Annotated in this window: 19 protein-coding genes and 1 pseudogene; 15 read left to right on the forward strand and 5 right to left on the reverse strand. The window is 72.7% G+C overall.

Features of this window, described 5'->3' with window-relative positions:
* Together ACZ45T_RS06265 and ACZ45T_RS06270 are read left to right on the forward strand one after the other, a co-directional pair.
* Positions 1-955, forward strand: a pseudogene (locus ACZ45T_RS06265) (hypothetical protein); the annotation flags it as partial.
* Positions 956-1,045: 90 nt separating this feature from the next.
* On the forward strand, positions 1,046-1,903 hold the full coding sequence (locus ACZ45T_RS06270; protein WP_468438702.1) for a tetratricopeptide repeat protein: 858 nt from the start codon (positions 1,046-1,048) through the stop codon (positions 1,901-1,903).
* A gap of 101 nt (positions 1,904-2,004) precedes the next feature.
* Here the strand turns inward: ACZ45T_RS06270 and ACZ45T_RS06275 are convergent, their stop codons facing one another.
* Positions 2,005-3,276, reverse strand: coding sequence for a DUF1015 family protein (locus ACZ45T_RS06275; RefSeq protein ID WP_468438038.1), 1,272 nt, complete (start codon positions 3,274-3,276; stop codon positions 2,005-2,007).
* An 88-nt stretch (positions 3,277-3,364) separates the two neighbouring features.
* Here ACZ45T_RS06275 and ACZ45T_RS06280 point away from each other — a divergent pair, with 88 nt between their 5' ends.
* From ACZ45T_RS06280 to ACZ45T_RS06295, 4 genes are read left to right on the forward strand one after another with little or no spacing between them, the layout of a single operon-like run.
* Positions 3,365-4,402, forward strand: a complete 1,038-nt coding sequence (locus tag ACZ45T_RS06280; RefSeq protein ID WP_468438040.1) for an HAD-IIA family hydrolase — start codon at positions 3,365-3,367, stop codon at positions 4,400-4,402.
* A gap of 46 nt (positions 4,403-4,448) precedes the next feature.
* Positions 4,449-5,492 carry a FecCD family ABC transporter permease gene (locus ACZ45T_RS06285; RefSeq protein ID WP_468438042.1) on the forward strand — a complete coding sequence of 348 codons (1,044 nt, stop codon included), beginning with the start codon at positions 4,449-4,451 and terminating at the stop codon, positions 5,490-5,492.
* Entirely contained in the window at positions 5,489-6,535 is a 1,047-nt protein-coding gene (locus ACZ45T_RS06290; protein WP_468438044.1) for a FecCD family ABC transporter permease, read from the forward strand. The genes ACZ45T_RS06285 and ACZ45T_RS06290 overlap by 4 nt, the downstream gene beginning before the upstream one ends.
* Entirely contained in the window at positions 6,532-7,386 is an 855-nt protein-coding gene (locus tag ACZ45T_RS06295) for an ABC transporter ATP-binding protein (protein WP_468438046.1), read from the forward strand. Before ACZ45T_RS06290 ends, ACZ45T_RS06295 begins: the two co-directional genes overlap by 4 nt.
* Before the next feature lie 155 nt (positions 7,387-7,541).
* On the opposite strand, the gene ACZ45T_RS06300 is transcribed toward ACZ45T_RS06295, so the two are convergent.
* The gene (locus tag ACZ45T_RS06300) at positions 7,542-7,889 is read right to left on the reverse strand and encodes an SCP2 sterol-binding domain-containing protein (protein WP_468438048.1); all 348 of its coding nucleotides are present in this window, start codon (positions 7,887-7,889) and stop codon (positions 7,542-7,544) included.
* A 64-nt stretch (positions 7,890-7,953) separates the two neighbouring features.
* Here ACZ45T_RS06300 and ACZ45T_RS06305 point away from each other — a divergent pair, with 64 nt between their 5' ends.
* The 5 genes from ACZ45T_RS06305 (at position 7,954) to ACZ45T_RS06325 (ending at position 13,318) form a co-directional block, all read left to right on the forward strand.
* Positions 7,954-8,193 carry a hypothetical protein gene (locus ACZ45T_RS06305; RefSeq protein WP_468438050.1) on the forward strand — a complete coding sequence of 80 codons (240 nt, stop codon included), beginning with the start codon at positions 7,954-7,956 and terminating at the stop codon, positions 8,191-8,193.
* A 7-nt stretch (positions 8,194-8,200) separates the two neighbouring features.
* Entirely contained in the window at positions 8,201-9,016 is an 816-nt protein-coding gene (locus ACZ45T_RS06310; RefSeq protein WP_468438052.1) for a TlyA family RNA methyltransferase, read from the forward strand.
* Positions 9,013-9,948 (forward strand): NAD kinase, encoded by a 936-nt coding sequence (locus tag ACZ45T_RS06315; RefSeq protein WP_468438054.1) that lies wholly within the window; start codon positions 9,013-9,015, stop codon positions 9,946-9,948. The genes ACZ45T_RS06310 and ACZ45T_RS06315 overlap by 4 nt, the downstream gene beginning before the upstream one ends.
* Before the next feature lie 115 nt (positions 9,949-10,063).
* Positions 10,064-11,788 (forward strand): DNA repair protein RecN, encoded by a 1,725-nt coding sequence (gene recN / locus ACZ45T_RS06320; RefSeq protein WP_468438704.1) that lies wholly within the window; start codon positions 10,064-10,066, stop codon positions 11,786-11,788.
* A gap of 417 nt (positions 11,789-12,205) precedes the next feature.
* The gene (locus tag ACZ45T_RS06325) at positions 12,206-13,318 is read left to right on the forward strand and encodes a glycosyltransferase family 4 protein (RefSeq protein ID WP_468438056.1); all 1,113 of its coding nucleotides are present in this window, start codon (positions 12,206-12,208) and stop codon (positions 13,316-13,318) included.
* A gap of 140 nt (positions 13,319-13,458) precedes the next feature.
* Here the strand turns inward: ACZ45T_RS06325 and ACZ45T_RS06330 are convergent, their stop codons facing one another.
* The gene (locus ACZ45T_RS06330) at positions 13,459-15,078 is read right to left on the reverse strand and encodes a PucR family transcriptional regulator (protein ID WP_468438058.1); all 1,620 of its coding nucleotides are present in this window, start codon (positions 15,076-15,078) and stop codon (positions 13,459-13,461) included.
* Positions 15,079-15,260: 182 nt separating this feature from the next.
* On the opposite strand from ACZ45T_RS06330, the gene ACZ45T_RS06335 reads away from it, so the two are divergent.
* Complete coding sequence (locus ACZ45T_RS06335) at positions 15,261-16,826, forward strand: APC family permease (protein WP_468438060.1); 1,566 nt, start codon at positions 15,261-15,263, stop codon at positions 16,824-16,826.
* 11 nt (positions 16,827-16,837) lie between these two features.
* Positions 16,838-18,481 (forward strand): flavin monoamine oxidase family protein, encoded by a 1,644-nt coding sequence (locus ACZ45T_RS06340; RefSeq protein WP_468438062.1) that lies wholly within the window; start codon positions 16,838-16,840, stop codon positions 18,479-18,481.
* A 6-nt stretch (positions 18,482-18,487) separates the two neighbouring features.
* Here ACZ45T_RS06340 and ACZ45T_RS06345 read toward each other — a convergent pair whose 3' ends face one another.
* Complete coding sequence (locus tag ACZ45T_RS06345; protein ID WP_468438064.1) at positions 18,488-19,870, reverse strand: FAD-binding protein; 1,383 nt, start codon at positions 19,868-19,870, stop codon at positions 18,488-18,490.
* A 92-nt stretch (positions 19,871-19,962) separates the two neighbouring features.
* Complete coding sequence (locus ACZ45T_RS06350; protein WP_468438066.1) at positions 19,963-21,768, reverse strand: glycoside hydrolase family 15 protein; 1,806 nt, start codon at positions 21,766-21,768, stop codon at positions 19,963-19,965.
* A gap of 471 nt (positions 21,769-22,239) precedes the next feature.
* Between ACZ45T_RS06350 and ACZ45T_RS06355 the strand changes: the two genes are divergently transcribed.
* Together ACZ45T_RS06355 and ACZ45T_RS06360 are read left to right on the forward strand one after the other, a co-directional pair.
* The gene (locus ACZ45T_RS06355; protein WP_468438706.1) at positions 22,240-23,892 is read left to right on the forward strand and encodes a CTP synthase; all 1,653 of its coding nucleotides are present in this window, start codon (positions 22,240-22,242) and stop codon (positions 23,890-23,892) included.
* A gap of 77 nt (positions 23,893-23,969) precedes the next feature.
* Positions 23,970-24,605, forward strand: a complete 636-nt coding sequence (locus ACZ45T_RS06360) for an NUDIX domain-containing protein (protein WP_468438068.1) — start codon at positions 23,970-23,972, stop codon at positions 24,603-24,605.
* Positions 24,606-24,640: the final 35 nt, after the last annotated feature.

A 24,640-nucleotide genomic window follows, 5' to 3' on the forward strand; every position in this document is an offset into this window, starting at 1 on the left:
CGGTGGTGGCGGCGGTTTCCGTCGTGACGACCGTGGTGGGGACCGTCCGAGCTTCCCGCGCCGCGATGACCGCGGTGGGGACCGTCCGTCGTACCCGCGTCGTGATGACGACCGTGGTGGCTTCCGTGGTGGTCGTGACGACCGCGGTGGCGACCGCCCGTCCTACCCGCGTCGCGATGACCGCGGTGGCGACCGTCCCTCCGGTGGTGGCGGCGGTTTCCGTCGTGACGACCGTGGTGGGGACCGTCCGAGCTTCCCGCGCCGCGATGACCGCGGTGGGGACCGTCCGTCGTACCCCCGTCGTGACGACCGTGGCGACCGTCCCTCCGGTGGTGGCGGCGGTTTCCGTCGTGACGACCGTGGTGGGGACCGTCCGTCCTTCCCGCGCCGCGATGACCGCGGTGGGGACCGTCCGTCGTACCCGCGTCGTGATGACGACCGTGGTGGCTTCCGTGGTGGTCGTGACGACCGTGGCGGCGACCGCCCGTCCTACCCGCGCCGTGATGACCGTGGCGGCGACCGTCCCACCGGTGGCGGTTTCCGTCGCGATGACCGTGGTGGGGACCGTCCGTCCTTCCCGCGTCGTGATGACCGTGGTGGCGACCGTCCGTCGTACCCGCGTCGTGATGACGACCGTGGTGGCTTCCGTGGCGGTCGTGACGACCGTGGCGGCGACCGCCCGTCCTACCCGCGTCGCGATGACCGCGGTGGCGACCGTCCCTCCGGTGGTGGCGGCGGTTTCCGTCGCGATGACCGTGGTGGCGACCGTCCGTCGTACCCCCGTCGTGATGACGACCGTGGTGGCTTCCGCGGTGGCCGTGACGACCGTGGCGGCGACCGCCCGTCCTACCCCCGTCGTGACGACCGCGGTGGCGACCGTGGCGGGTTCCGTGGTGGCCGTGACGATCGCGGTGGTGACCGTGGTGGCTACCGTGGCCGCGATGACCGTGGCGGCGACCGCGACTTCCGCGCGGACCGCGACCGGGACCCGGTCAAGCGGCTTCCGATCGACGAGGACGTCACCGGCCTGGAGATCGACGCCGATGTGCGTCAGGAGCTGCTGAGCCTGCCCAAGGGCCTGGCCGAAGAGGTTTCCAAGAACCTGGTCATGGTCGCGCGGCTGATCGACGAGGACCCGGAGCAGGCGTACGCGTACTCGCGCATCGCCCTGCGCCTGGCCTCGCGCGTCGCCGCCGTCCGTGAGGCCGCCGGCTTCGCCGCGTACGCCACGCAGAAGTACAGCGAGGCGCTCGCGGAGTTCCGCGCCGCCAAGCGCATGACCGGCTCGGTCGAGCTGTGGCCCGTCATGGCCGACTGCGAGCGCGGCCTCGGCCGTCCGGAGCGGGCGCTGGCCATGGCCGGTGAGCCCGAGGTGCAGAAGCTGGACAAGGCCGGCCAGGTCGAGATGCGTCTCGTCGCGGCCGGTGCCCGGCGGGACCAGGGGCAGCTCGAAGCGGCCATCGTGACCCTGCAGAGCCCCGAGCTGGCCTCCAGCAGCGTCCAGCCGTGGACCGCGCGTCTGCGGTACGCCTACGCCGACGCCCTGCTGGCGGCCGGTCGTGAGGACGAGGCGCGCGAGTGGTTCGGCAAGACCCTCGAAGCGGACAAGGACGGGGCCACCGACGCCTCCGACCGCCTCGCCGAGCTCGACGGTGTCGAGTTCGTCGACGCCGCTGTCGACCTGGCCGACGACGTCGACGTGGACGATGTGGAAGACCTGGACGACGTGGATGAGGACGAGGACGAGGGTGAGGACGCGGCGGAGATCGCCGCGGCCGAGCGCGCCTCCGACGTCGCCGAGTACTACGACGAGGATGACGAGGAGTACGAGCCGCTGGAGCAGTCCGCGGCCGACGCCGACGTCGAGGACGACGAGCGGGACTCGGGCCGCGACAAGGCCTGAGGCACGGTGACATGAAGAAGGGCGGTACCCCGGTCGGGGTACCGCCCTTCTTCATGTCCGGGGTCATGTCCGGCCCATGTCCCGAGTCCCGCCCGGAAGGCTCAGCCGAGGCCGCGCAGGACCAGGCCCGTGGCCGGTTTCGGGCCGAAGGAGGTGGACTTCCGGGGCATGGTGACGCCCTGACGGGCCAGGTCCCGTACGACTTCCTCCCGTACGGGGTGCAGCAGGACCGCGGTGCCCCCGTGGCGTTCGGCCATGGCCACGGTGGACTCGGCGTCGTGGATGTACGTGATCTGGTCGGGGGTGTCCGGGATGCGCCAGAGGGCGTCGAGCAGGGTCGCGTGCAGGACGGTGGCGTCGAGCCGGCGCCAGGCCTCGGGGCGGTCGTGGCGGACCGTGCGGTCGAGGAGGGCCAGGTCGGGGTCGGTGACCAGGTGGAAGGTGCCGTCGCCGGCGAGGAGGAAGGCGTTGCCCCGCTCCGCGGCGTCCGCGAGGGTGTCCAGGGCCAGCGGGAGCGGCCCGTCGACGGGGCGAATCCGCCATCGGCCTTCGAGGGCGGTGAGGGCGTCCGCGACCGGGAGGCGGCGCAGCATCCGGTGGATGGCGCGGACCTGGAGCGGGTAGCGGGCAGTGTCGACGAGGAGGACCAGGCCGAAGTCCCAGGCGGTGGGGGAGCCGTGCTCCTCCTGGAGGCGCAGGTACGTCGCCCAGCGGTGGTGGCCGTCGGCGATGAGGGCCTGGCGATGGCTGAGATCAGTCGTTACGGCGGCGAGCTCGGCCGGATCCGTGATGGCCCAGAGGCGGTGCTGGAAGCCGTCCTCGGTGGTGGTCGACAGGAGGGGCGCGCGCTGCGCCGTCTTCTCCACGACGTCCGCCGCACCCGTGCCGGGGTCGTCGCCGCGGTAGGTGAGGAGGAGGGGTTCGAGATTGGCGGAGGTGGCCCGCATCAGACCGGCCCGGTCGGTGACCACGTCCGGCATGACGTCCTCGTGGGGGAGGACGATGCCCTCCTCGGCGGCGGACAGGGCGAGGGCGCCGATGACCCCGCGCTGGAGCAGACCGGCCCTGCGCTGCTCGTACACGTAGAGCGCGGGCTCGGGGTCTGCACTGAGGATGCCCTGGGCGAGCCAGTCGTGCAGGGTGCGCGCGGCCTGTTCGTTGCGTGCGGCCGGGGTGCCGGCCTGCGGCAGGATCAGGCGGACGATGTTGTGCGGGTCGGCCGATTCGAGGTGGTCGACTCCGTCGGGGCGTACGACCACGTCGTACGGCGGCGAGGTGACGGCGGCGAGGCTGCCGACACGCTCCGGGACATAGCGCAGGCCGTGGAAGGGGATCAGGCGCAGGCCGTGGTCCGCGGTGCCAGGTGTGGTCATTGGTGCATGGTAAATCGCGTCTCGCCATGCGGGATGATCGGGGCAGTACGGAATTCGGACAAGATCCATCGGGTGAGGAGCGGACAGGATGACCCGGCAGAGCAGGACCAGTCCCGCGGCGAGCGAGCGGAGGCTGCACCAGGCGTACGACACCGCTCTGCTGGACCTGGACGGAGTGGTGTACGCGGGCGGTGAGGCCATCGCGTACGCGGTGGAGTCCCTCGCCGCGGCCCGGGCCGACGGGATGCACCTCGCGTACGTCACGAACAACGCGCTGCGGACCCCGGACGCCGTCGCGGAGCACCTGAGCGAGCTGGGCATCCCGACCGAGGCGGGCGAGGTGATCACCTCGGCGCAGGCGGTGGCCCGGCTGATCGCGGAGCAGGTGGAGCCGGGGTCGAAGGTGCTGGTGATCGGCGGGGAGGGGCTGTGGGTCGCGCTGCGCGAGCGCGGGCTGGTGCCGGTGGAGTCGGCCGACGAGGAGGGTCTCGCGGCGGTCGTCCAGGGGTACGGGGGGCCCGACCTGGCGTGGGGGCGGTTCGCGGAGGCCTCGTACGCGATCAACCGCGGGGTGCCGTGGTACGTCTCGAACACGGACCTGACGATTCCGGGGGCGCGGGGGATCGCGCCGGGCAACGGGGCCGCGGTGGAGGTCGTACGGATCGCCACGGGCGCGGAGCCGCAGGTGGCGGGCAAGCCGCTGCCGCCGATGCACCGGGAGACGGTGCTGCGGACCGGGGCGCGGCGGCCGCTGGTGGTCGGGGACCGGCTGGACACGGACATCGAGGGCGCCTTCAACGGGGACGTGGACTCGCTGCTGGTGCTGACCGGGGTGACGGACGCGGAGCAGCTGGTGCGGGCCGAGCCCAGGCACCGGCCGACGTACGTGGACCGGGATCTGCGGGGGCTGCTGACCGGGCAGCCGGCGGTGGAGGCGGACGGGGAGGGTTTCCGCTGCGGCGGGTGGACGGCGGTGGCGCCGGACGGCGGCGCGCTGGAGGTGCGCGGGGAGGACGGGGATCCGCTCGACGGGCTGCGGGCGCTGTGCGCGGCGGCCTGGACGGCGGCCGGGGACGGGGTCTGCACGCTGGACGTGGCGAAGGCCCTGGCCAGGCTGGGTCTGTAGGACGCGGGGGTCTGGCGTCGGTTCAGGGTAGGCTAACCTAACTCGCGTGTTGGTCGAGAGTCCCCCCGAATCCGAACCCGAGCCGCGTGCCCGCCCGCGCCGCCGTGCCCCGCGCGTCGCCGGTCTGCTCGCCGCGCTCGCGGCGCTGGCGCTGATCGCGGTCGTGAGCATCGCCGTCGGCGCCAAGCAGATGCCCCTCGACGAGGTCTGGCACGGCCTGTTCCACTACGCGGGGACGCCCTCCGACGTGGTGGTGCGGGACCTGCGCGTCCCGCGCACCCTCCTCGGGCTGATGGTGGGCCTCGGCCTCGGACTGTCCGGCGCGGTGATGCAGGCGCTGACCCGCAACCCGCTGGCGGAGCCCGGCATCCTCGGCGTCAACGCGGGCGCCGCGGCCGCCGTGGTCTCCGCCATCAGCTTCTTCGGCGCGAGTTCGCTGAGCGAGTTCGTGTGGTGGGCCTTCCTCGGCGCCGCCGTCGTCTCGGTCGCCGTGTACGTGCTCGGCGGCAGCCGCAGCGCGACGCCGGTACGCCTCGCGCTCGCCGGTACGGCGGCCAGCGCGGCCCTGGTCGGCTACATCAACGCCGTGCAGCTCCTCGACAGCAAGGCCCTCGACAAGCTGCGCTTCTGGACGGTGGGTTCGCTGGCCTCGGCCAACATGGACACCGTCCGGCAGGTGGCCCCCTTCCTGCTGGCCGGGGCGGTGCTCGCACTGTCGCTGGGCCGGCCGCTCAACGCGATGGCCATGGGCGACGACACGGCGCGGGCGCTCGGCGCGCACCTGACGCGGACCCGGATCGCCGCCATGCTCGCCATCACCCTGCTGTGCGGCGCGGCGACCGCCGCGTGCGGGCCGATCGTCTTCATCGGGCTGATGATCCCGCACCTGGTACGGGCCTTCACCGGGCCCGACATGCGCTGGGTGCTCGCGTACTCGGCGGTGCTCTCGCCCGCGCTGCTGCTCGGCGCGGACGTCGTCGGCCGGGTCGTCACCCGGCCCGCCGAGCTCCAGGTCGGCATCGTCACCGCGCTCATCGGCGGGCCCGTCTTCATCTACCTGGTTCGGCGCAAGAGGATGGCCCAGCTGTGACCGTGACCGCCAAAGCCCGCCGGCTGACCCTCCCCGGCGGGATCTCGCTGCGCGTCGAGCGGCGCGCCCTGGCCGTCGGGGTGCTCCTCGCCGTGGCGGCGCTCGCGCTGGCCGTCCTGCTCATCGGTACCGGTGACTTCCGGATCGCGCCGTGGGACGTCGTACAGACCCTGCTGGGCAACGGCAGCCCCGCCCACGACTTCATCGTCAACGACCTGCGGCTGCCGCGGGTGCTGGTCGGCCTGCTCGTCGGCGCCGCCCTCGGGATGGCCGGAGCCGTCTTCCAGTCCGTCTCCCGCAACCCGCTCGGCTCCCCGGACATGCTGGGCTTCGGGTACGGCTCCGCGGTCGGCGCGCTCGTCGTGATCATCCTGTTCAAGGGCGGCGCCACCGAGGTGGCCGTGGGCGCGCTGCTCGCCGGCCTGCTGTCCGGAGCCGCCGTCTACCTGCTCGCGTACAAGAAGGGCATCCAGGGCTACCGGCTGGTGCTCGTCGGCATCGGCGCCTCCGCCATGCTCATCGCCGCCATCCAGTACCTGCTCACCAAGGCCGAAGTGGTGGACGCCACCCGTGCGATGGTCTGGCTGACCGGTTCGCTGGCCGGCCGGGACTGGGCGCAGGTGTGGCCGCTGCTCGTGCTCTGCGCGGTGCTCTTCCCGCTGATCCTCGGGCAGGGCCGGGCGCTGCGGATGATGGAGATGGGCGACGACGCCGCGTACGCCCTGGGGGTACGGGTGGAACGGACGCGGCTGCTGCTGATGCTGGCGGCGATCCTGCTCACCACCGGGGCGAGCGCCGCGGCCGGGCCCATCAGCTTCGTCGCGCTGGCCGCGCCGCAGCTGGCGCGGCGGCTGACCCGCTCGCCGGGCGGGAACCTGCTGACCGCGGCGCTGATGGGCGCGGTGCTGCTGCTGGCGTCCGACTGGGCCTCGCAGCGGGCCTTCGGCGCCGACCAGCTGCCGGTGGGTGTGGTGACCGGGCTCGTCGGCGGTGTCTACCTGCTCTGGCTGCTCGTCACCGAGCGCAAGGCGGGACGTATATGACGGCGACACACAGGAACGTAAGGAGCACGCGAGTGCAGCGGCTGACCGCGGAGAACGTGACCCTCGGCTACGACCAGCGGGTCATCGCCGAGAACCTGTCGGTGGAGATCCCCGACCACTCCTTCACGGTGATCGTCGGCCCCAACGCCTGCGGCAAGTCCACGCTGCTGCGGGCCCTGTCGCGGATGCTGAAGCCGACGGTGGGGCGGGTGCTGCTGGACGGGGCGGCGATCGGGTCGATGCCGGCGAAGAAGGTCGCCAAGACCCTGGGCCTGCTCCCGCAGTCCTCGATCGCGCCGGACGGCATCACGGTGGCCGACCTGGTCTCGCGCGGCCGGTACCCGCACCAGGGGCTGCTGCGGCAGTGGTCGGCGCAGGACGAGCGGGTCGTGAACGAGTCGATGGCCTCGACCGGGGTCGCGGAGCTCGCCGACCGGGCCGTGGACGAGCTGTCGGGCGGGCAGCGGCAGCGCGTGTGGATCGCGATGGCGCTGGCGCAGCAGACGCCACTGCTGCTGCTCGACGAGCCGACGACGTACCTGGACATCCAGCACCAGATCGATGTGCTGGACCTGTGCGCCGAGCTGCACGAGGAGCAGGGGCGCACGTTGGTCGCGGTGCTGCACGACCTGAACCACGCGGCGCGCTACGCGACGCATCTGATCGCGATGCGGGACGGGAAGGTCGTGGCGGAGGGGCCGCCGGGGGAGGTGGTGACCGCGGAGCTGGTGGAGCTGGTGTTCGGGCTGCGGTGCCAGGTGATCTCCGATCCGGAGACCGGGACGCCGTTGGTGGTGCCGGCGGCGCGTGCTTCCCGAGCGGTGGCCCCTGCGGTGGCTCGGGCCGAGTAGCGGGTGCGGGCCGTCTGCTGGGGCTCCGCCCCAGACCCCGCGCCTCAAACGCCGGCGGGGCTGGAAGAGCGCCTCAAACGCCGGCGGGGCTGAAGGAGCGCCTCAAACGCCGGCGGGGCTGGAAGAGCGCCTCAAACGCCGGCGAGGCTGAAACCCTAGAGCAGGGCCTTCAGGCGGAGGAGGTCGCGGAAGCCGGCTTCCAGTCTGACGCGGCCCGAGGCCCAGGCCTTGGCGAACTTGAGGTCGCCCGCCACCAGGGCCACCAGGTCGTCGCCGGTCATCGCGAGGCGGATCTCGGCCTTGGTGGCCGGTGGGCCGGGGGTGAGCGTGTCCACCCGGATCCGGCCTCCGTCGAGGCGGCCCGTGAAGGTTTCGTCGAGGTCGGTGATGTGGCAGCTCAGGGAGCGGTCGAGCGCGGCCGCGCCGCGTGCGCCGCCTTCGGCCCGCGCGAGGTTGCCGGAGAGGTTGTCGAGTGCTTCGCGGCACTCCTGGATCGTAGCCATCGTGATCAGGACCGTACCGCAGAGCCGTGCGTGGTCGTGGGGCGCTACGGGGTAGCGTCAGGGCATGACCGACGAAGCTGCCGAGACCCCGACCGGGCCCGCCGGGCCCGTGGCGCTGGGCGTCGTACGTACGCCCACCGGCCACGCCGGCGTGGACGCGCACCTGGCGCGGCTGGCGGACGCGGACCACCTCGCGGCGGACGGACACGTCGAGGTGTACGAGGATGTCCACAGGGGGCTGCGCGAAGCGCTGACCGCGCTGGACGCACCGCCCGTCCCTGGTCCGTACGAAAACAGGAGCTGAACCGAACGTGGCAGGAGTGGCACGCCGCCGCCTGGACGCCGAACTGGTGCGCCGCAGCATGGCCCGCTCGCGGGAGCACGCCGCGCAGCTGATCGCCGCCGGCCGGGTGACCGTGGGCGGAACCACCGCGACCAAGGCGGCCACCCAAGTGGAGACCAGCGCGGCCCTGGTGGTGCTGAAGGACGACAGCGATCCGGATTATGTTTCGCGCGGCGGCCACAAGCTCGCGGGGGCGCTGGCCGCCTTCCGGCCGCAGGGGCTGCGCGTCGAGGGCCGCCGGGCGCTGGACGCCGGCGCCTCGACCGGAGGCTTCACCGATGTGCTGCTCCGGGCGGGCGTGGACCACGTCGTCGCCGTCGACGTCGGCTACGGGCAGCTCGCCTGGTCGCTGCAGAGCGACGACCGGGTCACGGTCAAGGACCGTACGAACGTGCGTGAACTGACGGTGGAGCTGATCGACGGGACTCCGGTCGACCTCGTCGTCGGTGACCTGTCCTTCATCTCCATCGGGCTGGTGCTGCCCGCGCTCGTACGGTGCTGCGCGCCCGACGCGGACCTGGTGCTGATGGTCAAGCCGCAGTTCGAGGTCGGCAAGGACCGGCTGGGCAGCGGCGGCGTGGTGCGCAGCCCGGAGCTGCGGGCGGAGGCCGTGCGCGAGGTCGCGGCGCAGGCGGCGAAGCTGGGGCTGGGGGTTCTCGGGGTGACCGCGAGTCCGCTGCCGGGTCCGTCGGGCAACGTCGAGTACTTTCTGTGGCTGCGGGCGGGGGCACCGGAACTCGACCCGGCGGATGTTGACCGTGCAGTGGCGGAGGGGCCGCAGTGACAGATTCATCGGGTGCATCGGATTCATCGGTTTCGGCGGAGGGGCGCACCGTCTTCCTGCTCGCGCACACCGGGCGGCCCGCGGCCATCCGCAGCGCCGAGCTGGTCGTGAAGGGCCTGCTGCGGTGCGGGCTGGGCGTACGCGTCTTCGCGCACGAGGCGGTGGACCTGCCGCTGCCGTCCGAGGTGGAGCTCGTCACCGAGTCCACGCCGGGGGTGCTGGACGGGTGTGAGCTGCTGATCGTGCTGGGCGGCGACGGGACCCTGCTGCGGGGCGCGGAGTTCGCGCGCGCCTCGGGGGTGCCGATGCTGGGCGTCAACCTGGGGCGGGTGGGGTTCCTCGCCGAGGCCGAGCGGGACGACCTGGACCGGGTCGTGGACCGGGTGGTGACGCGCGCGTACGAGGTCGAGGAGCGGATGACCCTCGACGTGGTCGTGCGGACGAACGGGGACGTGGTCCACCGGGACTGGGCGCTGAACGAGGCCGCGGTCCAGAAGGTGTCCCCGGAGCGGATGCTGGAGGTGGTCCTGGAGATCGACGGGCGCCCGGTGTCCGGCTTCGGCTGTGACGGGATCGTCTGCGCGACTCCGACGGGCTCGACGGCGTACGCCTTCTCCGCGGGCGGCCCGGTGGTCTGGCCGGAGGTGGAGGCACTGCTGATGGTGCCGATCAGCGCGCACGCGCTGTTCGCGAAGCCGCTGGTGACCTCGCCCACCTCGGTGCTGGCGGTGGAGGTGCAGACCGGCACCCCGCACGGGGTCCTGTGGTGCGACGGCCGGCGGATGCTGGAGCTGCCGGCCGGAGCCCGGGTGGAGGTCCGGCGGGGCGCGGTGCCGGTGCGGCTCGCCCGGCTGCACCACGCGTCCTTCACCGACCGGCTCGTCGCGAAGTTCGCGCTGCCGGTGTCGGGGTGGCGTGGGGCGCCGCACTGACGGACGCCACGGCGTGACGCATGAGCTTAATAGCACATCCGTTCGGAGAACTTGGGGCGGGTGACGTCACATGGCACCCGTGAAACCTCGGTATCGTCGTCCCGTGCTTGAGGAGATGCGGATACGGTCGCTCGGGGTCATCGACGACGCGGTGGTCGAGCTGTCGCCCGGTTTCACCGCGGTGACCGGCGAGACCGGCGCGGGCAAGACGATGGTCGTCACCAGCCTCGGGCTGCTGCTCGGCGGTCGCGCCGACCCGGCCCTGGTACGGATCGGGGCCAAGGCGGCGGTGGTCGAGGGCCGCATCGTCATGCGCCCGGACGCCCCCGCCGCCGTCCGCGCCGAGGAGGCCGGGGCCGAGCTCGACGACGGCGCCCTGCTGATCAGCCGGACCGTGTCCGCCGAGGGGCGTTCGCGCGCCCACGTCGGCGGCCGCTCCGTACCCGTCGGCCTGCTCGGCGAGCTCGCGGACGACCTGGTCGCCGTACACGGGCAGACCGACCAGCAGGGGCTGCTGCGGCCCGCCCGGCAGCGCCAGGCCCTCGACCGGTACGCCGGGGACGCCGTCGCCGTCCCGCTGGAGAAGTACGGCTCGGCCTACCGCAGGCTCCGCGCGGTCGCCGTCGAGCTGGAGGAGATCACCACCCGGGCCCGGGAGCGGGCCCAGGAGGCGGACCTGCTGCGCTTCGGGCTGGACGAGATCGCCGCCGTGGAACCGGTGGCCGGCGAGGACGTCGAGCTGGCGGCGGAGGCGGAGCGCCTCGGCCACGCCGAATCGCTGGCCTCGGCGGCGCAGCTCGCGCACGCCGCACTCGCGGGCAATCCCGAGGACCCGGAGGCCATCGACGCGAACATGCTCGTCGCGGGCGCCCACCGGGCCCTGGAATCCGTACGGTCGCACGACCCGGCGCTCGGCGTGCTCGCCGAGCGGATCGGGGAACTGGGCATCCTGCTGTCCGACGTGGCCGGGGAACTGGCGGGCTACGCCGACGACCTGGACGCCGATCCGCTGCGGCTGGCCGCGGTGGAGGAACGGCGGGCCGCCCTGACGCAGCTGACGCGCAAGTACGGCGCCGCGGGCACCGTGGACGCCGTACTGGAGTGGGCCGAACAGGGCTCGGCTCGGCTGCTGGAGCTGGACGGCGACGACGAGCGGATCACGGAGCTGACCGCCGAGCGGGACGGGCTGCGGTCCGAACTGTCGCTGCTGGCCCAGGCGTTGACGGACGCCCGAGTGGAGGCGGCGACCCGGTTCGCCGCGGCCGTGACGGAGGAGCTGGCGTCGCTGGCGATGCCGCACGCCCGCGTGACGATCGACATCCGGCAGGCCGAGGACCCCGAGGGCGTGGACGTGGACGGCCGCCCGGTCGCCTACGGCCCCTCGGGCGCCGACGAGGTCGAACTGCTGCTGGCCCCGCACCCCGGGGCCCAGCCGCGGCCGATCGCCAAGGGCGCCTCCGGCGGTGAGCTGTCCCGGGTGATGCTGGCCGTGGAGGTCGTCTTCGCGGGCTCCGACCCGGTGCCCACCTACCTCTTCGACGAGGTGGACGCGGGAGTCGGCGGCAAGGCGGCGGTGGAAGTGGGCCGGCGCCTCGCGAAGCTGGCCAAGTCGGCGCAGGTCGTGGTCGTCACGCACCTGCCGCAGGTGGCCGCCTTCGCCGACCGGCAGTTGCTGGTCGAGAAGACCAACGACGGGTCGGTCACGAGGAGCGGTGTCACCGTCCTGGAGGGCGAGGCCCGGATCCGCGAGCTGTCGCGCATGCTGGCGGGACACGAGGACTCGGTCTCGGCGCGGGCGCACGCCGAGGAACTGCTGGCGGCGGCGCGCGCCGACGCGTAGGCGCTGCCGCGCGGGGACGAGAGGATTCCGGGGCACGGGCCCGGGGCGCGCGGCGCTCCGGGCCCGCCCGTTCGTCGGGGCACATCCGGTGCGCGCAGGCGCCGGGGTGACACCGCGCTAGGCCGTCTCTTTCGGATCTTGCCGGTTAAGCCCGCGTTGTCTGGTGCCGTGCATCGCAAGGCGGAGGGGCGCCCGAGTACTGGACGTACTCGGGCGCCCCGACAACGCGGCGAGGTGCGGTGCCAGGCAGCGCGGGCCAGGCAAGATCCGAAAGAGACGGCCTAGCCCGTGTGGGTGAGGCGGAAGGGTGTCTGACGACATCCTCTACCGGATCCGCACCCGTATGGTCCCGGAACGCGCGTGCGGACTGGCATCCTTGGCGACATCTCTGACTCCCTCACCCTGGAGCTTCGGCCCGTGAGCAGCTCCCCGGTCTCCACCCCCGTCCCCGCCCAGCCCTACGGGCGGCCGCCGCTCCGCACCGTCCAGGTACTCGACGGCGGCGCAGGCGCGGGCAGCAACGCGCACGTACGGTCGCTCACGACCGGGCTCGCCGCGCGCGGGGTACGGGTCACGGTGTGCGCGCCCGTCCAGGCGGAGGGGGAGTACGACTTCACCGGCGCCGGGGCGCGGTTCGCGCCCGACGCGGTGAGCGTGCTGCGGGCCGCGTGTGCCGGGGCCGACGTCGTGCACGCGCACGGGGTACGGGCCGGGATGCGGGCCGCGCTGGCCATGCGGGGGCGGCGGGTGCCGCTGGTGGTGAGCTGGCACGGCGACGGCCCGACGGCCGCGGGCGCGCTCGGGCGGCTGAGCCGGATGCTGGAACGACACGTGGCGCGGGCCGCGGCGGTGGTGCTCGGGGCCTCCTCGGACCAGGTGGACCTCGCGCGGCTGCGGGGGGCGCGCGACGCGCGGCTGGCACCGGTCGCCGTGCCGGCGGGCTCGCCGGTGGTCGACCCGGGCAAGGTGCGGGCGGAACTCGGGGCGGTGGAGCGGCCGTTGCTGATCGCCGTCGGCAGCCTGGTGGCGCACCGGGGGTACTCCGTACTGCTCGACGCGGCGCGGGAGTGGCGGACGCTGGAACCCGCACCGCTGCTGGTGATCGCCGGGGAGGGGCCGCTACGGGCCGAACTGTCCCGGCGGATCGAGGCGGAGGCCCTGCCGGTGCGGCTGCTGGGGCGGCGCCGGGACGCGGCGCGGCTGCTGGCGGCGGCGGACGTGGCGGTGCTGCCGAGCCGGTGGGAGGCGCGGGGGCTGCTGGCGCAGGAGGCGCTGCGGGTGGGGGTGCCGTTGGTGGCCACGGCGGTGGGGGGCGTGCCGGAGCTGGTGGGGGAGGGGGCGGTGCTGGTGCCACCGGGGGATGCGGGGGCCTTTGCCTCGGCCGTGACCGACCTGCTGGCGGATCCGGACCGCCGGGCCGCGGTGGCCGCCGCCGGGTTGGCGCAGGCCGCGACCTGGCCGTCGGAGGACGACACCGTCGCGCAGGTCCTGTCCGTCTACGACGAGTTGATGGAGCGGGGGCGGCGCTAGCCGTTCGGGTGCGGGTCCGCTGCCCCCGGACCCCCGCGCCTCAAACGCCGGCGAGGCTGAAAGACCGGGGCTCCGCCCCGAACCCCGCGCCTCAAACGCCGGCGAGGCTGAAATTCAGCCCCGCCAGGGCCGCCCACCCGTCAAGAAGACGTGTGGCGGCGGGCGCGGAGGGCCAGGCTGAGGGAGAGGACCGTTTCGGGGTCGTCCAGGTCCGTGCCCAGGAGTTCGGAGATGCGGGCCAGGCGGTTGTAGAGGGTCTGGCGGTTCAGGTGGAGCTCGCGGGCGGTCTCCGCCTTGCGGCCGGCGTGGGCCAGGTACGTCTCCAGGGTGGGCAGGAGCGGCGGGCGGGAGGTCGTGTCGTGGGTGCGGAGCGGGCCGATCGCGCGGTCCACGAAGGCCGCCAGGTCGGGGTGTTCGCGCAGCCGCCAGAGGAGGAGGTCGATGTCCAGCCTCCTCGCGTCGTACCAGGGCCGGGCCGGCAGGCCGTGGGCCGCCGTGGCGGTCTCCGCGGCGTGGCGCAGGCCCGCCGAGGCGGCGGCCCAGCCGCCCGCGACGCCGACGACCACGGCCGGCGGGGCCGCGGCCCGGTCCAGGCCGGCCCGTTCCACGCCCGCCCGGAGCGCGGCCGAGACCCGGTCGGCCACCGCCGTACGTTCTGATTCGGTGCGCAGGGACACGAGGAGCGGGACGCGGCCCTCCACCGGGCGGACGCCCAGCAGGACCGGCACGCCCACGGACGAGAGCTCCTCCAGGACCGCGCGGGCCAGCACGGCCCAGTTCCCTGACGGGCTCGTTTCCGAGGACAGGCGCATCACTATCGGCAGCAGCGGCCCCGTCCCCGGCTTGAAGCCCAGGACGCGGGCCTGCGCCGGGGCGTCCTCCGCCGAGATGCGGCCCTCCGCCAGGTCCGTCAGGAAGTCGCCGCGACCGCGCGCCGCCAGCTCCTCCTCCTGCCGTGCCTGCATGAGGACCACGGCCAGGACTCCCGCCGTGCGTTCCGCCGCCATCCGGTGGACCTGCAGCAGCGGGGCCGACACCCCGACCAGTACCACCCGGGCCCGGACCGAGCCCGTGCCGTGGCCACCGCCCGGTACGTCGATCACCACCGTGTTCGCCGAGGGCTCGGCCTCGCGCTGGCCCCGCAGGCCCTCCCAGACCTGGAGCGGGTCCGCGCCCGCGTCCCCGGCCGAGCTGCCCGCCGCGTACAGCAACTGCCCGTCGGGGGTCTCCAGGAAGACCGGGTTCCCCGTGAAGTCGGCCAGGATCCGCAGCACCTGCGGGATGCCACCGCCGCCCAACAGGGCCTCCGTACACCGCCGGTGGACCTCCTCGGCCCGCTGGAGCAGCGCGTAGTGGTGGTTGACGATCTCGGTGTGGACCTCCTCCGTGACGGTGACGAAGGGGACCTCCCGGTGGAGCTGGACCAGCGGCAGTCCCGACGTGCGCGCGGTCTCCACGATGGTCGCCGGCAGGCGGGTGAAGCGCGGGCCCAGCTCGACCACCAGTGCGGCGATCCCGCGGTCCGCGAGGCGGCGTACGAAGGCACGCTGCTCGGCGGGCCGGGTGCCGAGGCCGAGGCCCGTGGTCAGCAGCAGCTCGCCGCCCTTGAGGAGGGAGGCGATGTTCGGCACCTCGCCCGCGTGCACCCAGCGGACGGTCCGGCCCAGGCGGTCCGCGCAGGCCACCACCTCGGGCAGTCCGCTGCGCAGCCCCGGCAGCTCCAGTGCCCGCTGAACCGTGATCCCGCCCTGGTTGTCCATATCGCGGGACGGTACCGGCAGGCCTGTTCCCAACACATCACTCCTCGGTTACAAGTGACGCGCTGCCGCCCGAACGGCCCGACAACTCGTCGCCCCCGCAAGGAGATTATCGGACCACGTGCCGATTGTGGCGTGCGTCACGCGGGGCGAGAGTGGGCGCCCTCCACACGGAAGAGGACGCAATGAGCAGAGACATCACCGGTGAGTCGCCCCAGGCACCCGGAGCCCCGCAGGTCCAGCGGCTCAAGGCCAACTCCGTCGGGCTGGTCGGCGTCGTGTTCATGGCCGTCGCCACCGCCGCCCCGATCACCGCGATGACGGGCAACCTGCCCATCGCGGTCGGCTTCGGCAACGGCACCGGAGCTCCAGCCGGATATCTCTTCGCGACCCTCGTCCTGACCGTCTTCGCGGTCGGCTACGTCGCCATGGCCAAGCGGATCACCGCCGCCGGCGCCTTCTACGGATACATCTCGCACGGCCTCGGCCGCATCGCCGGCATGGCGTCCGGGATGCTCGCCGTCCTCGCGTACGTCGTCTTCGAGGCCTCGATCGTCGGGGTGTTCTCCTACTTCGCCAAGACCACCGTCCAGGACCAGCTCGGCGTGGACCTGCCCTGGATCCTCTACGCCGCCGCCATGCTGGCCGTCACCGCCGCCCTCGCGCACTTCGACATCAACCTCACTGCCAAGGCGCTCGGCGTGATGCTCGTCGCCGAGATCGCCGTGCTGTTCGCCGTCGCCACCGCCGTACTGATCGCCGGCGGCGGCCCGGAGGGGATCCCCCTGGAGCCCGTCAACCCGAAGAACGCCTTCACCGGCACCTCCGCCGGGCTCGGCCTCTTCTTCGCCTTCTGGTCCTGGGTCGGCTTCGAGTCCACCGCCATGTACGGCGAGGAGTCCCGCGACCCCAAGCGGGCCATCCCCAAGGCCACCCTCGTCTCCGTGGTCGGAGTCGGCCTCTTCTACATCTACGTCTCCTGGATGACCATCGCGGGCAACGGCATGGCCAAGTCCGTCGAACTGTCCGCCTCCAAGAACCCCCTGGACCTGTTCTTCGCCCCCACCGAATCCTTCATCGGCGCCTGGGCCGTCGACACCTTCCAGTGGCTGCTGCTCACCGGCTCCTTCGCCTGCGGCATGGCCTTCCACCAGTGCGCCGCCCGCTACCTCTACGCCATCGGCCGCGAGGGCTTCCTGTCGCCGAAGCTCGGCCACACCCACGCCAAGCACGGTTCCCCGTACGTGGCCTCGGTCGTGCAGACCGCCATCGCCACCGCGCTCGTCGCCGGCTTCTGGCTCACCGGTCAGGACCCGTACCTGCACCTCTACACGCTGCTCGCGATCCTCGGCACGATGGCGATCCTGATCGTCCAGACGCTGTGCTCCTTCGCCGTCATCGGGTACTTCCGCAAGAACCACCCCGAGGACCGGCACTGGTTCAAGACCTTCACCGCGCCGCTGCTCGGCGGCATCGGCATGATCGCCGTCGTGGTCCTGCTGGTCCTCAACATGGAGACCGCGGCGGGCAGCGCGGCCGGCTCCCTCTTCTTCAAGCTGATCCCGTGGATCGTGGGCGCCGTCTTCCTCGGCGGTCTCGGCCTCGGCCTCTGGCTCAAGGCGAAGGCCCCCGCGCGTTACGAGATCATCGGCCGGATCGTCCTGGAGGACGCCGCCGAGCGCCCCGGCGAGCCCGCCGGCCTGCCGGGCCAGGCCGCCCCGTCCGACCCCACCGCCGCCGCGCACTTCTGAGGAGCCCCGCCATGGCCCGTACGCCCGTCATGCACGCCCTGCGCCGGCTCGCCGCCGAGCACGCAGCCGCCCGGCGGCTCGCGCTGCCCGCCGCCGAGGTCCGCAGCTCCACCCGCCGCGAGCTCCTCGGACGCGCCGCCGCACTCGGCCTCGGCACCGCGCTCGCCTCCGCGGGGGCCGCGACCGCCCACGCCGCCGCGACCGCCCCCGCGACCGCCCCCGACAAGAAGCCCGTCGGTCCCGCCCGCGTCGCCGTGGTCGGCGCCGGCATCTCCGGTCTGACCGCGGCCCTCACCCTCAAGGACGCCGGGATCCCCTTCACCCTGTACGAGGCCAACCCGAGCCGCGTGGGCGGCCGGATGTGGACCCAGCGCGGCCACTGGGCGTACGGGCAGACCTCCGAGATCGGCGGCGAGCTGATCGACACCAGCCACAAGAAGATCCTGGAGCTGTGCCGCCGCTTCGGCCTGCCCGTCGAGGACTTCCTCGGCGGCGGGCCCAACGGGGCGGAGGAGGTGCTCTGGTTCAACGGCGAGTACTACTCCCGCACCCAGGCGGACGAGGACTTCAAGGCCGTCTACCAGGCGCTGCGCCGCGACCTCTCCGAAGCGGGGGAGGTCGCCTGGAACAGCACCACGCCCACCGGCACGGCCCTCGACAACATGACCCTGTACGAGTGGATCGAGACCCGGGTCCCCGGCGGCCACGGTTCGCAGCTCGGCCGCTTCATCGACGTGGCCTACAACGTCGAGTACGGCGCCGACACCGACCAGCAGTCCGCCCTCGCCCTGGTCCTCCTGATGGGCTACCAGACGAATCCGGGCAACTTCAACGTCTGGGGCCTGTCCAACGAGCGCTACCACATCACCGGAGGAAACGACCGGCTGCCGAACGCCATCGCCGCGGCCCTGCCCGCCGGTTCGATCGTGATGGGCCGCGAGCTGGTCGCCGTACGGGCCAACGCCGACGGCACCCAGACCCTGACCTTCAACGACGCGGGCGCCGTCCGGACCGCCGTCGCCGACCACACCGTCCTGTGCCTGCCGCTGCCGATCCTCCAGCGCGTCGACACCGCGCAGGCCGGCTTCGACCCGCTGATGAGGAACCTGCTGCGCGACGCCCGGATGGGCTACTGCACCAAGCTCAACATGCAGTTCACCGCCCGACCCTGGCGCGGCACCGGCCCCTGGCCGGGCGTCTCCGCGGGCGACTGCTTCACCGACGGCGAGGTCCAGCAGACCTGGGACACCACCAAGGTGCAGCCGGGCACCGGCGGCATCCTGCTCCAGTACGGCGGCGGCACCCTCGCCGGATCGCTAACCCCCGGGAGCCCCTTCGCGACCGAGGCCGATCCGTACGTACGCGGCCTCGCCGGCCGGATGCTGACCGGGATCGACGCCTTCTACCCGGGCACCAAGGCCGCCTGGACCGGCAAGGCCCAGCTCTCCGCGTGGCACCGCAACCCGTACTCGCTCGGCGCGTACTCGTACTGGCCGACCGGCTACCTGCACCGCTACGCCAAGTACGAGGGCACCGCGCAGGGCAACGTCCACATCGGCGGCGAGCACTGCAGCTACGACTTCCAGGGGTTCATGGAGGGCGGCGCCACCGAGGGCGAGCGGGCCGCCCGGGAGGTGATCGCCGCCCTCACCTGACAGGCATCAGGCCGGCTGGATGTTGTGGTTGAAGCGGAAGACGTTGTCCGGGTCGTACCGCCGCTTCAGCTCGCCCAGCCGCCGCATGTTCTCGGCGCCGAGGCCCGCGATCACCCGTTCGTGGCCCTCGTCGCCGGTGAAGTTGAGGTAGACCGCGCCGGTGCTCCACGGCTGGACATCGGCGCGGACGTCCTTGACCCACTGCCGGACGCGCTCGTCGTCCTCGGGGTCCTCCCAGATCCCGAACGGGTGCACCGCCCAGGGCGCGTCGCGGAAGGCCACCGGGTAGTCGCCGGGCGCCGAGGCGATCGCGCCGCCCTGCGGCCAGACCACGTGCTGGGTGCCGGTGGGCACGGGCATCGAGTCGCCGCGGGCGCAGAACACGTCGACGAACTCGTCGGGCACACCGGTGAGGTACTCCGCCGACCAGTAGTTCCGCATGCCCGGCGGGTCGTCGATCATGCACTGCAGATCGGCGTACGGGATGGCCATGACCAGCTCCACCTCGTGCGGGATCGCCAGCAGCGGCTCGGCCAGCTCGCGCATCTCCTCCTCGGGGCCCGCGTAGGTCAGCAGCGCGGCGGCCAGCAGCCTGCCGACCAGGTGCGGGGGCACGAACTCCTCGGGCGGGCCGGTCAGGTAGATGGCGCCGCCGGAGGCCTCCACGGGGCCGGCGGCGATGACGTCCCGGTACGTACGGACCATCTCGGGCCCGCGCTCCGGCAGGTACAGGATGAACGCGATCGACATGGCGGGCAGTTCGTGCAGCCGCAGGGTCAGCGAGGTGGCGATGCCGAAGTTCCCGCCGCCGCCGTGCAGCCCCCAGAACAGCTCGGGGTGGTCCTCCGCCGTCGCGTGCACCAGCTCGCCGTCGGCGGTGACCAGGTCCACGCCCAGCAGGTTGTCCACCGCCAGCCCGAACTTGCGGTCCAGCCAGCCGCTGCCGCCGCCCAGGACGAAGCCGCCGACACCCGTGGTGGAGGCCCGGCCGCCGGTGGTCGCCAGCGCGTACGGCTGGCAGGCCCGGTCCAAATGGCTCATCGTGGCCCCGCCCTCGATGTGGGCCGCCCTGGCCGCCGGGTGGACCGTCACCTCGTGCATCCGGCGCAGGTCCACGACCATGCCGCCGTCGTTGAGGGACATCCCGGCGACGCTGTGCCCGCCGCCGCGCACCGCGATCTTCAGGTCCAGTTCCCTCGCGAACCGCACGGCGGTCACCACGTCCGTCGCGCTCTCGCATTGGGCGATGACGGCCGGCCTGCGGTCGATCATCGCGTTGAAGATCGTCCGGGCCTCGTCGTACCCCGGATCGTCCGGGGTGAAGACGTCACCGGCCAGATCCTCGCGGAGTGCGGTCAGCGCCGTACCCGCCTTCGAGAGGGGCGTCATGGCCTCCCCCTTCCGAGAAGGGCATGGGACCCTTCCAGCGTAGGCGGGGGCGATCACGTCGGCGCGTCGAGCACGGGGCCCCGGCGAAGCGGCTAGCCGCCGTACGCCCCGCTCGCCGTCAGACGCAGTGCCGTGTCGATCAGCGGAACGTGGCTGAAGGCCTGCGGGAAGTTCCCGACCTGGCGCTTGGCCTTCGGGTCCCACTCCTCCGCGAGCAGCCCCAGGTCGTTGCGGAGCGAGAGCAGCTTCTCGAAGAGTCGGCGCGCCTCGTCCACGCGGCCGATCATCGCGAGGTCGTCGGCCATCCAGAACGAGCAGGCGAGGAAGGCCCCCTCGTCGCCCTCCAGGCCGTCCACACCGGCCTCCTCGCCGGCCGTCGGATAGCGCAGGATGAAACCGTCGGGCGTGGACAGCTCGCGCTGGATCGCCTCGATGGTGCCGATGACCCGCTTGTCGTCCGGCGGCAGGAAGCCCATCTGCGGAATCAGCAGCAGGGAGGCGTCCAGCTCCTTCGACCCGTACGACTGGGTGAAGGTGTTGCGCTCCTTGTCGTAGCCCTTCTCGCACACGTCCTGGTGGATCTCGTCGCGCAGCTCGCGCCACCGGTCCAGCGGGCCGTCCGCGTCCCCGCTCTCGATCAGCTTGATCGTGCGGTCCACGGCCACCCAGGCCATCACCTTCGAGTGCACGAAGTGGCGGCGCGGGCCGCGCACCTCCCAGATGCCCTCGTCCGGCTGGTCCCAGTGGGTCTCCAGGTAGCGGATCAGCTTCAGCTGGAGCAGCGAGGCGTAGTCACTGCGCGCCAGGCCGGTCATGTGGCCCAGGTGCAGGGCCTCGGTGACCTCGCCGTACACGTCGAGCTGGAGCTGGCCCGCGGCGCCGTTGCCGACGCGGACCGGGCGGGAGTTCTCGTAGCCGGGCAGCCAGTCCAGCTCGGTCTCGCCGAGCTCCCGCTCGCCCGCGATCCCGTACATGATCTGGAGGTTCTCCGGGTCCCCGGCCACCGCGCGCAGCAGCCACTCGCGCCAGGCGCGGGCCTCCTCGCGGTAGCCGGTGCGCAGCAGCGAGGAGAGGGTGATGGCCGCGTCGCGCAGCCAGGTGTAGCGGTAGTCCCAGTTGCGGACCCCGCCGATCTCCTCCGGCAGGGAGGTGGTCGGCGCGGCGACGATCCCGCCCGTGGGGCCGTAGGTGAGGGCCTTGAGGGTGATCAGGGAGCGGACCACGGCCTCCCGGTAGGGCCCGTGGTAGGTGCACTGCTCGACCCACTCGCGCCAGAACTCGGCGGTCGAGTCCAGGGCCGCCTCGGCGTCGGGGGCCTCCGGAGCGCCGCGGTGCGAGGGCTGCCAGCTGATGCTGAAGGCCATCCGGTCGCCGGGCCCGACGGTGAAGTCGGAGTACGTCGTCAGGTCCTTGCCGTACGTCTGCGCGTCGGTGTCCAGCCAGACCGAGTCGGGGCCCGCGACGGCGACCGTACGCCCGTCGACCTTGTGCACCCAGGGCACGACCCGCCCGTAGCTGAAGCGCATCCGCAGCGCCGAGCGCATCGGGACGCGGCCGCTGACGCCCTCCACGATGCGGATCAGCTGCGGCGCGTGCTGCTCGCGGGGCGGCATGAAGTCGATCACGCGGACCGTGCCGCGCGGGGTGTCCCACTCCGACTCCAGCACCAGCGAGTCACCGCGGTAGCGGCGGCGGGCGGCGCGCGGGGCCTCGGCGCCCGCCGGAAAGGCCGGGCCGATCCGCCAGAACCCGTGATCCTCGGTGCCGAGAATGCTCGCGAAGACGGCGTGGGAGTCGAAACGTGGCAGGCAGAGCCAGTCCACCGCCCCGTCCCGGCAGACCAGCGCGGCGGTCTGCATGTCCCCGATCAGTGCGTAATCCTCGATGCGCCCGGACACGTTGCATCTCCAGTCGAACGGCCACGTCCGCCCCGAAGGGCGCTTGCATTGCGCGGTTGCGCGGTCTCCTGTGTGCAGGGATCCCCGCGTGAGCCCATGATTCCGTATATCGGCTCGGTTAGGCCGTCTGACGGACTGCCCGGCGGTGATGTGTGCAATATCCGAGCAGGATATGACGGCACCCTAGTGATCTCCCCGAGGCTTGGAAGAATGCGGCTCCGCCGAACGGGTGAGCCGTCGACGCGTCAGCTCAGCGCGCCCCGGCGACCCCGGACGAGGGGCCCGCGCCGCGTGGCCGGAGGCGGACCGGCCCGGGCGCTGATAGGCTGGTACCCCGTGGACCGGTGGTCTGCCTGTGCGAATCAGGAGCCCCGAAACCGCAGCTTCGGCGCCCCCTGAGACCCTTCCGGATCGACGGTGGCCGGCGCCGGACGCACCTCACCTCGCGACCACGGGAGCCCCCTCTTGGCGATGCCGCCCAAATCCATGACGACCAAGCACATCTTCGTCACCGGGGGTGTCGCTTCCTCCCTCGGCAAGGGCCTGACGGCCTCCAGCCTGGGTGCGCTGCTGAAGGCGCGCGGCCTGCGGGTCACGATGCAGAAGCTCGACCCGTACCTGAACGTCGACCCCGGCACGATGAACCCGTTCCAGCACGGCGAGGTGTTCGTCACCAACGACGGCGCCGAGACCGACCTGGACATCGGCCACTACGAGCGCTTCCTCGACGTCGACCTCGACGGCTCGGCCAACGTCACCACCGGCCAGGTCTACTCGCAGGTCATCGCCAAGGAGCGGCGCGGCGAGTACCTCGGTGACACCGTGCAGGTCATCCCGCACATCACCAACGAGATCAAGCACCGCATCCGCCGCATGGCGACCGAGGACGTAGACGTCGTCATCACCGAGGTCGGCGGCACGGTCGGCGACATCGAGTCGCTGCCCTTCCTGGAGACCGTCCGCCAGGTCCGCCACGAGGTCGGCCGCGACAACGTCTTCGTCGTGCACATCTCGCTGCTGCCCTACATCGGCCCCTCCGGCGAGCTCAAGACCAAGCCGACCCAGCACTCGGTCGCGGCCCTGCGCAACATCGGCATCCAGCCCGACGCCATCGTGCTGCGCGCCGACCGCGACGTCCCCACCTCCATCAAGCGCAAGATCTCGCTGATGTGCGACGTGGACGAGGCCGCCGTGGTCGCGGCGATCGACGCCAAGTCGATCTACGACATCCCGAAGGTGCTGCACACCGAGGGCCTGGACGCGTACGTCGTGCGCAAGCTCGACCTGCCCTTCCGCGACGTGGACTGGACGGTGTGGGAGGACCTGCTCGACCGGGTCCACAACCCCGACCACGAGGTCAAGGTCGCGCTCGTCGGCAAGTACATCGACCTGCCCGACGCCTACCTGTCGGTGACCGAGGCGCTGCGCGCCGGCGGTTTCGCCAACAAGGCCCGGGTCCAGATCAAGTGGGTCACCTCCGACGACTGCAAGACCCCGGCCGGCGCCGCGGCGCAGCTGGCCGACGTGGACGCGATCTGCGTGCCCGGCGGCTTCGGCGACCGCGGTGTCAACGGCAAGGTCGGCGCGATCACCTACGCCCGCGAGAACAAGATCCCGCTGCTCGGCCTGTGCCTGGGCCTGCAGTGCGTGGTCATCGAGGCCGCGCGCAACCTCGCGGGCATCGAGGACGCGAACTCCACCGAGTTCGACGCCTCCACCCCGCACCCGGTCATCTCGACCATGGAGGAGCAGCTGGCCTTCGTCGAGGGCGCGGGCGACCTGGGCGGCACCATGCGCCTGGGCATGTACCCGGCGAAGCTCGCCGAGGGTTCCATCGTGCGCGAGGTCTACGGCGACCAGGCGTACGTGGACGAGCGCCACCGGCACCGCTACGAGGTGAACAACGCCTACCGCGGCGAGCTGGAGAAGAAGGCGGGCCTCGTCTTCTCCGGCACCTCCCCGGACAACAAGCTGGTCGAGTACGTCGAGTACCCGCGCGAGGTGCACCCCTACCTGGTGGCCACCCAGGCCCACCCGGAGCTGCGCTCGCGCCCGACGCGCCCGCACCCGCTGTTCGCGGGTCTGGTCAAGGCGGCCGTGGAGCGGCAGCAGTCCGCGAAGTGAGGGCCTGACCGCATAACGTAGACAGCCGGGGCACGGATCGTGCCCCGGCTGTCGCGTTTCTGGGGAAGGTACTGGCCATGGCCATGGGCAACATCGTGGACACACCGGAGTCGTGGGAAGTCATCGCTTCGCGGACCCCGTTCCAGGGAGCGAAAACGGCGGTCCGTTCCGATCAGGTCCGGATGCCGGACCGGTCCGTCGTACGCCGCGACTACCAGGCCCACCCCGGATCGGTCTGCGTGCTGGCCCTCGACGAGGAGCAGCGGGTGCTGGTCCTGCGGCAGTTCCGCCACCCGGTGCGCCACCGGCTGTGGGAACTGCCGGCCGGGCTGCTGGACGTGGCGGGGGAGAACCCGCTGCGCGCGGCGCAGCGGGAGCTGTACGAGGAGGCGCACGTCAAGGCGGGGGACTGGCGGGTGCTGGCCGACTTCTTCTCCTCGCCCGGCGGGTCCGACGAGGCGGTGCGGGTCTTCCTGGCGCGGGATCTGGCGGAGGCGGAGGGGGAGCGGTACGAGGTCTCCGAGGAGGAGGCGGACATGGAGATCGCCCGTGTTCCTCTCGGTGACCTGGTACGCGGGATCCTGGCGGGCGAGCTGGGCAACCCGGGGCTGGTGACGGGTGTGCTCGCCGTTTCCGCTGCGCTGGCGGGCGACGGCCTGGAGGCGCTGCGGCCCGCTCTGGCCCCGTGGCCGGCCCGGCCGTACGAGGCGTAGCCGCCGGGCGCGGCGCCGTGGCCGGGGGCTCTGCC

Source organism: Streptomyces sp. NPDC030995, assembly GCF_055571215.1.

What these genes read in the sequence shown, in the direction of transcription:
- ACZ45T_RS06280 (WP_468438040.1), top strand. Translation starts at nt 3,365, where the DNA reads ATGACCCGGCAGAGCAGGACCAGTCCCGCGGCGAGCGAGCGGAGGCTG.
- ACZ45T_RS06345 (WP_468438064.1), bottom strand. Translation starts at nt 19,870, where the DNA reads ATGACGCCCCTCTCGAAGGCGGGTACGGCGCTGACCGCACTCCGCGAG.
- ACZ45T_RS06360 (WP_468438068.1), top strand. Translation starts at nt 23,970, where the DNA reads ATGGCCATGGGCAACATCGTGGACACACCGGAGTCGTGGGAAGTCATC.
- ACZ45T_RS06355 (WP_468438706.1), top strand. Translation starts at nt 22,240, where the DNA reads ATGCCGCCCAAATCCATGACGACCAAGCACATCTTCGTCACCGGGGGT.
- ACZ45T_RS06295 (WP_468438046.1), top strand. Translation starts at nt 6,532, where the DNA reads ATGACGGCGACACACAGGAACGTAAGGAGCACGCGAGTGCAGCGGCTG.
- recN (WP_468438704.1), top strand. Translation starts at nt 10,064, where the DNA reads ATGCGGATACGGTCGCTCGGGGTCATCGACGACGCGGTGGTCGAGCTG.
- ACZ45T_RS06275 (WP_468438038.1), bottom strand. Translation starts at nt 3,276, where the DNA reads ATGACCACACCTGGCACCGCGGACCACGGCCTGCGCCTGATCCCCTTC.
- ACZ45T_RS06340 (WP_468438062.1), top strand. Translation starts at nt 16,838, where the DNA reads ATGGCCCGTACGCCCGTCATGCACGCCCTGCGCCGGCTCGCCGCCGAG.
- ACZ45T_RS06305 (WP_468438050.1), top strand. Translation starts at nt 7,954, where the DNA reads ATGACCGACGAAGCTGCCGAGACCCCGACCGGGCCCGCCGGGCCCGTG.
- ACZ45T_RS06300 (WP_468438048.1), bottom strand. Translation starts at nt 7,889, where the DNA reads ATGGCTACGATCCAGGAGTGCCGCGAAGCACTCGACAACCTCTCCGGC.
- ACZ45T_RS06335 (WP_468438060.1), top strand. Translation starts at nt 15,261, where the DNA reads ATGAGCAGAGACATCACCGGTGAGTCGCCCCAGGCACCCGGAGCCCCG.
- ACZ45T_RS06330 (WP_468438058.1), bottom strand. Translation starts at nt 15,078, where the DNA reads ATGGACAACCAGGGCGGGATCACGGTTCAGCGGGCACTGGAGCTGCCG.